1 protein-coding gene is annotated in these 396 nt (G+C 66.2%); it reads right to left on the reverse strand.

Going from position 1 to position 396, the window contains the following annotated elements; all coding sequences use genetic code 11:
- The coding region (locus tag I6F37_RS43655) for a tripartite tricarboxylate transporter substrate-binding protein (RefSeq protein WP_249795505.1) at positions 1–396 on the reverse strand (396 nt) is incomplete at both ends.

Consider the following 396-nt stretch of genomic DNA (forward strand, 5'->3'; position numbering starts at 1 on the left):
GGTCGCGCAGCTGCGCCACTGTCTCGTCGGGAGTTCCCGGGGGCGCTACAAGACCGTTCCAGATATCCAGTTCCATGTCGCGATAGCCCAGTTCCTCCATGGTCGGCACGTCGGGCAACGCCGCGAGCCGTTGCCTGGAGGGTACCGCGAGGGCGCGCAGGCGGTTGTCGGCGAGGAACGCCCGCGCGCCGCCGTAACTGCCGAAAATGAAAGACACGCGTCCGGCAATCAGATCTGGATAGGCGAGCGCCGATCCGCGATAGGGTACGTGGATCAGCTTGAGGCCGGCGGCCTTGCCGAACATCTCGGCGAGCAACTGGCCGCCCGACCCCTGGCCCTGCGAGCCGTATGACATGCCGCCCGGCGTTTTCTTCGCAAGCTCGACCAGTTCGGGTA

The sequence above is a fragment of the Bradyrhizobium sp. NBAIM08 genome (assembly GCF_020193935.1).
Classification (GTDB): domain Bacteria; phylum Pseudomonadota; class Alphaproteobacteria; order Rhizobiales; family Xanthobacteraceae; genus Bradyrhizobium; species Bradyrhizobium yuanmingense.